7 protein-coding genes are annotated in these 8,438 nt (G+C 62.5%); 5 read left to right on the forward strand and 2 right to left on the reverse strand.

Features of this window, described 5'->3' with window-relative positions; translation table 11 throughout:
- Positions 1 to 2 precede the first annotated feature (2 nt).
- Positions 3 to 3,137, forward strand: coding sequence for an efflux RND transporter permease subunit (locus tag JWP26_RS03455; protein ID WP_299723517.1), 3,135 nt, complete (start codon positions 3 to 5; stop codon positions 3,135 to 3,137).
- Between the two features lie 163 nt (positions 3,138 to 3,300).
- Positions 3,301 to 3,582 carry a hypothetical protein gene (locus JWP26_RS03460; protein WP_299723520.1) on the forward strand — a complete coding sequence of 94 codons (282 nt, stop codon included), beginning with the start codon at positions 3,301 to 3,303 and terminating at the stop codon, positions 3,580 to 3,582.
- A gap of 126 nt (positions 3,583 to 3,708) precedes the next feature.
- On the opposite strand, the gene JWP26_RS03465 is transcribed toward JWP26_RS03460, so the two are convergent.
- Complete coding sequence (locus JWP26_RS03465) at positions 3,709 to 4,575, reverse strand: sugar phosphate isomerase/epimerase (RefSeq protein ID WP_299723523.1); 867 nt, start codon at positions 4,573 to 4,575, stop codon at positions 3,709 to 3,711.
- A gap of 130 nt (positions 4,576 to 4,705) precedes the next feature.
- Here JWP26_RS03465 and JWP26_RS03470 point away from each other — a divergent pair, with 130 nt between their 5' ends.
- The gene (locus JWP26_RS03470) at positions 4,706 to 5,737 is read left to right on the forward strand and encodes an AraC family transcriptional regulator (protein WP_299723525.1); all 1,032 of its coding nucleotides are present in this window, start codon (positions 4,706 to 4,708) and stop codon (positions 5,735 to 5,737) included.
- Positions 5,738 to 5,769: 32 nt separating this feature from the next.
- Here JWP26_RS03470 and JWP26_RS03475 read toward each other — a convergent pair whose 3' ends face one another.
- The gene (locus JWP26_RS03475; protein WP_299723527.1) at positions 5,770 to 6,483 is read right to left on the reverse strand and encodes a helix-turn-helix domain-containing protein; all 714 of its coding nucleotides are present in this window, start codon (positions 6,481 to 6,483) and stop codon (positions 5,770 to 5,772) included.
- A 150-nt stretch (positions 6,484 to 6,633) separates the two neighbouring features.
- Here JWP26_RS03475 and JWP26_RS03480 point away from each other — a divergent pair, with 150 nt between their 5' ends.
- Complete coding sequence (locus JWP26_RS03480) at positions 6,634 to 7,872, forward strand: ABC transporter substrate-binding protein (RefSeq protein WP_299723534.1); 1,239 nt, start codon at positions 6,634 to 6,636, stop codon at positions 7,870 to 7,872.
- A 100-nt stretch (positions 7,873 to 7,972) separates the two neighbouring features.
- Positions 7,973 to 8,438: carbohydrate ABC transporter permease (locus JWP26_RS03485; protein WP_299723529.1), on the forward strand; the 466-nt coding region annotated here is incomplete at its 3' end.

The following is an 8,438-nucleotide window of genomic DNA, read 5'->3' on the forward strand; positions in this document are numbered from 1 at the left end:
CCATGTTTCTGACTGCCATCAGCGTTCGCCATCCCGTCTTTGCCACCATGGTCATGGTGGCGATCATGGTGTTCGGCATCTCCGCCTATCGCAGCCTGCCCATCGAGCAGTATCCCGACGTCGATTTCCCCGTCGTTGCCGTGCTCACGCCTTATACCGGCGCATCGCCCGAAGCCGTCGAGACCGAAATCACCAAGCCGATCGAAGAAGCGGTCAATACGCTGGGCGGCATCGATTCGGTGACCTCGACTTCGAGCGCCGGTCACTCGACCGTCATCCTGCAATTCACCCTCGAGACCGACCCGGCCGTCGCGGCGCAAGATGTCCGCGATCGGCTGGCGGCGATTGTCGGCCAGATGCCCGAGACGGCCGATACGTCCCAGGTGCTGCGCTTCAATCCGACGTCCAGCCCGATCATGTCGCTGGCGCTGAGCAGCCCGACCCAACCGGTGCTGGACCTGACTGCTCTGGCCGACGATATCGTCTCCCCTGCCCTCACCGCCATTTCCGGCGTCGGCAGCGCCACGGTGGTTGGCGGCCTCGACGACCAGGTCAATATCTTCATCGATCCGGACCTGCTGAACGCGTTCGGCATCGGCGTCAGCGACGTGATCTCGGCCTTGCAGCAGGACAACCAGACCCTGCCCACCGGCTCGATCATCAATGGCATGCTGGTGCAGACCGTGCAGATCAATGCCGAGGTATCCTCGGTGGCCGGCTTCCGCGATATCATCGTCGCCAGCAAAGGCGGCGAGACCATCACCGTGGGCGATGTCGCCACCGTCACCCAGGGTCCGTCCGACACCGAAGGTCTGGCGTTCCGCGATGGCGAACAGGCGCTGGCCATCGACGTGGTCAAGATCGAGGGTGGCAATACCGTCGCCATTGCCCATGCTGTGGAGGCGGCGATCGCCAAGCTCAACAGCGATGGCAGCCTGCCCGACGACGTATCGATCGACGTGCTGCAGAATTCGGCCGAACCGGTCGAGCAAAACTTCGAGACCGTGCAGGCGACCCTGATCGAAGGGGCCATCCTGGCCGTGGTCATCGTCTTCCTGTTCCTCAATTCCTGGCGTTCGACCATCATTACCGGCCTGACGCTGCCAATCTCGATCATCGGCACGCTGACCGTGGTGAGCCTGCTCGGTTTTACACTCAACATGATGACCATGCTGGCGCTGACGCTGTCGGTGGGCATTCTGATCGACGATGCCATCGTGGTGCGCGAGAACATCACGCGCCATCTGCATATGGGCAAATCCCATATCCAGGCGGCGCTCGACGGCACCAAGGAAATCGGGCTCGCCGTGCTGGCGACGACGCTGTCGATCGTGGCGGTGTTCCTGCCGCTGGCCTTCATGGATGGCATTATCGGCAAGTTTTTCGTGCAGTTCGGCGTTACCGTCGCCGTAGCGGTGCTGATTTCGCTGTTCGTCAGCTTCACGCTCGATCCGATGCTCTCAAGCGTCTGGTACGATCCCGATTCCCAGCCCAATGCCAAGCGCGGGCCGATCGGCCGGTTGATCGGGCTGTTCGACAAGGGATTTGAGAAGCTGTCGCATGGCTATCGCGCCGTGCTGAGCTGGTCGCTGCGGCACCGCATCATCACCATGCTGGTGGCCCTGATGTCCTTCGGCAGCAGCTTTCTGCTGTTCCCCATGGTCGGCGCAGAATTCATGCCGGCGGCCGATAACAGCCAGATCCAGGTCGATGTCGAGACGCGGGCCGGCTCGTCGACGGCCTACACTGCGGTTAAGGCGCATCAGGTCGAGGCCTTGCTGAAGGCCATGCCTGAGGTCGACAGCATCTATACCACCGTCAATGCGGGCAGCGCTTCGGGCGAAAACCGCGCGACCATCGTCGTCTCACTCGTCGATCCGGGCGAGCGCGTCCGGTCCTCGCTGGAGATGACGGCGCCGGTGCGCGAGGCGCTGCGTTCGATCCCCGGCGCCACCTTCGTCGTCAGCTCCGGCGGCGGTTTGGGTGGCGGCAGCCCCATCGAGATCAAGCTGCTCGGGCAAAACCTCGATGACCTGTCCAACGCGGCGGGACAGATTGCGGACGCCATGCGGGCGATACCCGGTGCCGTCGACGTCGATGTCAGCCTGCAACAGGCACAGCCGATGCTTGATATCGTGCTCGACCGCCAGGCCGCCAGCGACATGGGCATCGGCATGCAGGCGACGGGTTCGGCCCTTCGCGCCATGCTGGGCGGGGAAACCGCTTCGGAATGGACCAATGCCAAGGGCGATCAGCTCGATGTGGTGGTGCGTTTGCCCGAAGCCCTGCGCCAGAGCATGGACGCCATCGGCGGCCTGCCGATCGCCCAGAGCCGGACCGATACGCCAGTCGCGATCCGGCTGGACCAGATTGCCGAGGTCAAACCGACCGTCGGTCCCAGCGAGATCAATCGGGGAAACCTGACCCGGCAGGTCAGCGTGACGGCCGATATCGAAGGCCGCGTGCTGGGCGATGTCACCGCCGATATCGATGCGGCCATCGCTCAACTTGAGCTGCCGGCGGGCGTCACCATTGCGCAGGGCGGCGATGCAGAAATGCTGACCGATACGATCGGCAGCATGGTTTCGGCGCTGCTGCTGGCGGTGATCTTCATCTACCTGGTGCTGGCCAGCCAGTTCGGCAGTTTCCTGCAGCCCCTGGCGATCATGATGGCGCTGCCGCTGTCGCTGGTCGGGGTCATGCTGGGGCTTCTGATCGGTGGATCGACGCTCAACATGTATTCGATGATCGGCTTCGTCATGCTGATGGGTCTCGTGGTCAAGAATGCGATCCTGCTCGTCGACAATGCCAATCAGCGGCGGCGCGAGGGTGCGACCCTGGTCGATGCGCTGATCGAGGCCGGCTTCACGCGCTTCCGCCCGATCATCATGACCACGCTGGCGATGATCTTCGGCATGCTGCCGCTGGCTTTGGCAATCCACGAGGGCAGCCAGCAAAGTGCCCCGATGGCACACGCGGTGATCGGCGGGCTGATCAGCTCGACCCTCCTGACGCTGGTCGTCGTGCCGGTCATGCTGACCTATGTCGATGCATTCTCGCGCTTCGTCGGCCGCTTTCTCCCGCGCGCACCGGACCATCACGCGCCCCACACGGAGCCTGCGCTCCCCAACGTCTGACGCTGATCCCTCCACAGCGTCGAACCGGCACGGCACCCTGCCTTTCGGCAGGGTGCCGTTGCGGTTTTTGCATGGCTAAAGAATTGAAACAAAAGCACTTCGCAATGTTCAGGCAATGGAGGGGAGGCAAACTGAGGGTGTTCAAAGAGAAAGGAACATCACTATGAAAACCCTCTCCATCGCCACCATGCTGACCTTCGTCAGCCTCTCGATCGTGCCGACCTTCGCCAGCGACAACGGCGCTTTCAATAGCGACGGCGCCACCATTCACGGCCGCTCCGAATTCGCCCTGGTCAGCGCCCTGCACGACCGCGGCGTCACGGCCACCGGCGTCGAAGCCTGGGGCGATCTGATCCTGGCCTGGGTCCCCAATGGCAATGGCGGCAGCACGATGGCGTTCTTCGATCCCGACAATCTGCAGCAGGTCAACCCAAATCGCGGCTGACCGGCGCACCTGCAGGCGGTCTCGACCGCCTGCAGCCGACACCATGAGGGGCCATTGCCACCATGGTCGTTGGCGCTTCCGAATGCTGCCCCGGCTTGACGCCGGGATGCCTTCTTGCCTTCGCTGTCAGGACAGCACTATGCCTAAATCCCGGCATTGGCCGCGCATCCAGGCCAGCGATTTTTCGATCATCGGGCCGCTGGCGCCTTCGCATTCAAGACTGAGCGCGCCCGCATAGCCGTGGTCGCGCAGCATGCCCAGGCAGGCGACGATATTGTCGGCGTTCACCCCATCGCCCAGCGCGCAGTGACTGAGGGCGATGCCGGTCTGGCCGCCACGGGCGCTGGCGGCGAGCGAGGCCGACACGTCCTTGACGTGGACATGGCTGACCTTGTCGATGAAGCGTTCGAGAAATGCCCTCGGCTCCTGCCCGGCGATGAAGGTATTGCCGGTATCCATGTTCATGCGCAGGCGGGAGCTGGCGACGAAATCGAGCATGCGGGCCATGAAGTCCGGACGCGTGGTGAAATAGCCGTGCGGCTCGATATTGACGGTGATCTCGTGCGCTTCGGCGACCTCGATGATGGTGGCATAACTGCGCTGCATCATGGTCATGGCCTGCTCTTCGGTCAGGCCGGGAGGCATATGCAAGCCGTCGGTCGTGTCGACGCAGGGACTGCCCGCTTGGGCGGCCCAGGCAATGGATTTGAGCACGTAGGGCACGCCCCGCAGCGGTCCATCCTCGCCGGACAGCGGATAGGCGGCGTCGACCTGGCTGAAGCGGACCCCGTACCGTTCCATCTTGCGCCGCAGCAGCACGGGATCCTCGTAGAGTGCAACATGTGGCTGGTAGCCAAGGCCGTGCAGCCAACTGACCCCGTCGATCAGGCCGCATTCGATATAGTGCACATCGTGGTTGCTGGCCCATTGCAGGCATTTTTCGAACGACCAGAATGCGGTGTTAAAAGCATCGGTGTGAAAGCCGAGTTGCATGAAATTATTCCTCCTAAGTAAGGTCGGGGAGGTCGTTTGGCCGCCTCTCGCAACGTGGCGAAGAATTGCGCAAGTGACGACTTCATGCGTCCATAGAAGCTGACTGGTAAATTTCGAACGCGGGGATGGTATGGACGACATGTTGCGCGCGCTAAGCCGGCCGGCGGTCTTCAGGGCGCCCGGAGCTTTGCTCTATGCGGGCAATTGCGCTGACCTGCTGGTCGCCTCGGAGGCCGGCAAGGTGGTGCTCAATGCGTGGACCCGATGCGGCTATCCCGGTCTCGATCTCGACGATGCGCTACCGCAGGTGTGTTCGGTCGGCGGCTGGGACGCGACGCTGGCGCAGGACTGGGGCCTCAAGGAGCATTGCAACGAGGGGGTCAAGATTGCCTACGTGGCGCGCGGCAACCTGGCGCTGACGCTCGATGGGCAGAGGCACGAATTGAGCCAGGGGCAGGTGTTCGTCCTGCGGCCGTGGCAATTGCACGCCTATGGGGATCCGCATGTTGGCCCCAGCCAGATCATCTGGGTGCTATTCGACATGGGCACGCGGCGCCCGCATGAGAAATGGCATTGGCCAAGCTGGCTGGCCTGGCCGGAGCGGGACGAAAAGCGGCTGACCGAACTGTTGTCGAAGAACGAACGGACCCATTATCAGGCATCCCGTGCGTTGGCACAGGACTTCGAGGCCATCGTGCCCATCATCGCCAACAACGAGATCGACCGTGACGAGGTCCGCCTCCGCCTGACCATTTCGACCATGCTGATGCATCTGGTGCAACAGATCGAGACCCACAAGCCCGATCTGGATCAGACACTGACGCGGTCGCGGCGAACGGTGAGGATTTTCCTCGACCGGCTGTGGCATGCGCTGGATGAGGACTGGACACTCCAGAACATGGCAGCCGAATGCAAGCTGTCGCGGACCCGGTTCGCGCATCATTGCCTGGCGCTGACCAACACGACGCCTGCTCGCTACCTGCACAATTTGCGCCTCGCCAAGGCGCACCTGTTGCTGACGGAAAACCCGGACCTGTCCGTGACGGCAGTGGCCTATGATTGCGGCTTCTCGTCCAGCCAGTATTTCGCTACCAGCTTCAAGCGCCGATACGGGGTGTCGCCGAAAGAGCGCCGTAGCCAGGCCCGCACTGCAGCGGTTTGATGTGGCCCTGCGGCAGGGGCCTTCTCAGGCCATCAACTGGCATTCATCCGCATGACTTCGGGCGGCGCCTTTATGGTTTGAATGGCGTTTTTGATGACCTGTAGGGCCTGCTGACCCTTTTGCTCGTTAAACCTGTTCTTTGGCCAAGCCACGGCGATGATCGGTTCGGTGACCGCATTGCTGTAGCCGGGACAGGCCATGACGATGACGCCTTCGGTGGTCTCTTCCCGATTCCAGCCCAGCCGCAAGCGCCGCACCTGTGCAAGCTCGTCCAGGAACGCTTCGTCCGGGGCCAATTCCTCGATCATGTCGGGCCGGCGGGCCAGGGCGACCTTGCCGATCGCATTGTGCCGGAGGTCGTGGCGGGTGACCGGCGAGGGCGCCACTCGGACGCGGTGATCGCTCTCGATGAAGTCGATATGGATGATGGCATTGCCCTCCTGCACCCCGAGCAGGACGAGCTCGTTGAGCTCTGAGGCGATGTGGCGCAACAGGTCGCGATACTTGCGCCTGAGATGGCCATACCGGTCATGCGTACACAGGTCGTAGAGCGCCTCGGTGGGTCGCAGTATCCGGCCCGCACGCTCCACAAACCCCTGCTGCACCAGCGTATTGATAATCCTGACAACATTGGAGCGTGGCTGCTCCAATGCAGCGACGACTTCGGCGATCGAAGCCCCCTCGGGTCGCCCGGCGATGAGGGTCAGAACGTCCAGCGCGCGAATGAGGGATGTAGAAATCGACATGGACTGACCACTATTTGGTTATTTGTGACCGAATAGTTGACACATGGAATGGCCTTCGTCTAGCTGCTTTTCGGAGACGGCAAACGTCTGCAGGAGGAAACCTTGATAAAATTTTCGACGGCGTCCGCCGCCGCATGTCTGATCGTTGCCATGGCCGGCGGCCAGGTGAGCGCTGCCGGGTTGACCGGAAATGTTGCCATCTGGAGCTGGAATACGGGCGCATCCTCGCTGAAAGCGGTGATTCCAGGCTTCAATGCCGGGGAGCCTGATGTCGCGGTGACAATGGAAGACCTGAACAGCGACCAGATCTTCGAGAAGGTGCAGGCCAGTTGCGCTGCCGGCGGCGTCGGGCTTCCCGATATCGTTTCGCTGCAGGGCGCACAGGCCAAGAGCATTTTTTCGCAGTATCCCGACTGCTTCGTCGACCTGCGCGCGCTGGGTTACACCGATGAGGTCCAGTCCGGCTTCCCCGAGTTCAAGCGCGCGGAACTCGAAGCGAATGGCGTGCCCTATGCTATGCCATGGGATACCGGCCCGGTCGTCGTGTTCTATCGCCGCGACTTCTATGAGGAAGCCGGCGTCGATCCGGCCACCATCAAGACCTGGGACGACTTCATCGCCGCGGGCCTGAAGGTGGCGGAGGCCAATCCGGGTGTCGTTATGACCCAGGGCAACCTCAATGGCGACAGCGAATGGTTCAACATGATCGCCAACGAGCAGGGCTGCGGCTACTTCTCGCCCGATGGCCAGTCGATCAGCATCACCCAGCCCGGTTGCGTGGCCGCACTCGATGCGCTCAAATCCATGGTGGATGCGGGCGTTCTGACCGCCGCTGCCTGGGACGAAAAGCTGCAGTCGATCAAGGCCGGCACGGTTGCGTCCCAGGTCTATGGCGGCTGGTATGAGGGTGGCATCCGTTCGGCCGCTCCAGAGCAGTCGGGCGAGTGGGGCGTCTATGAGATGCCAAGCCTGACCGCCGACGGTCGGCATGCGGCCAACCTTGGCGGCTCCGCCCTGGCCATTCCGAGCGCCAGCGCCAACAAGGAAGCGGCCTATGGCTACCTGACCTACGCCCTCGGCACCAATGCCGGCCAGGTGACCATGCTCAAGGAATTCGGCCTCGTTCCGTCGCTGATTTCCGCGCTTGATGACCCCTATGTGAGCCAGGGCCAGGAATATTGGGGGGGCCAGGCCGTGTGGTCCGACATCCTCGCGACCCTGCCGCGCATCGTTCCGAACACGACGACCGCGTTCCAGAATGACGCCGAGTCCGTCTATCGCGCTACCCAGACCCGCTACCTGAATGGCGAATTCCCCGACGCCAAAACGGCGCTGGATGATGCCGCCAACCAGATCGCCGGGGCATCGGGCCTGCCGATCGCTCCGTAACGTCACTGGGTGGACCAGCCTCCCGGCCCACCCAGCGGACCGTCCCCAGACTTGATGTCTGGGGACGGCTCTCCAGCCAGATGCGACAGTGAGAGTTCCCATGCGACTGAGAAACCGCCCAGCTTACGGCTTTCTGGCGCCCTACCTGTTGATCTTCGTGGCCTTCTGGATCTGGCCGATCGTCAACTCGTTCTATATCTCGCTGCACAATACCCGCATCAATCCATGGGGATTCAACCCCACCTTCAACTGGGCGCGCATGATCAGCGACCCGGCTTTTTTCAACGCCCTCAAGAATACGCTCGTCATTCTGGCCATCCAGGTGCCAGTGATGATCGCGCTGGCGACGCTGATGGCCGTGCTGCTGAACTCACCTAAGCTCAAGGCCAAGGGCCTGTTCCGGTTCGCCTTCTTTGCTCCGGTCGTGGTCGGCGAGGTCGCCTATTCGGCCATCTTCCGGCTGATGTTCAGCCTCGATTTCGGGGTGGTCAACAAGCTGCTGATGGGCGTCGGCCTGCCGCGCGTCGACTGGTTTTCCAATCCCAATGCCGCCATGGCGGTGCTCA

Origin of the sequence: Devosia sp. (assembly GCF_028290435.1) — a bacterium.
Classification (GTDB): domain Bacteria; phylum Pseudomonadota; class Alphaproteobacteria; order Rhizobiales; family Devosiaceae; genus Devosia.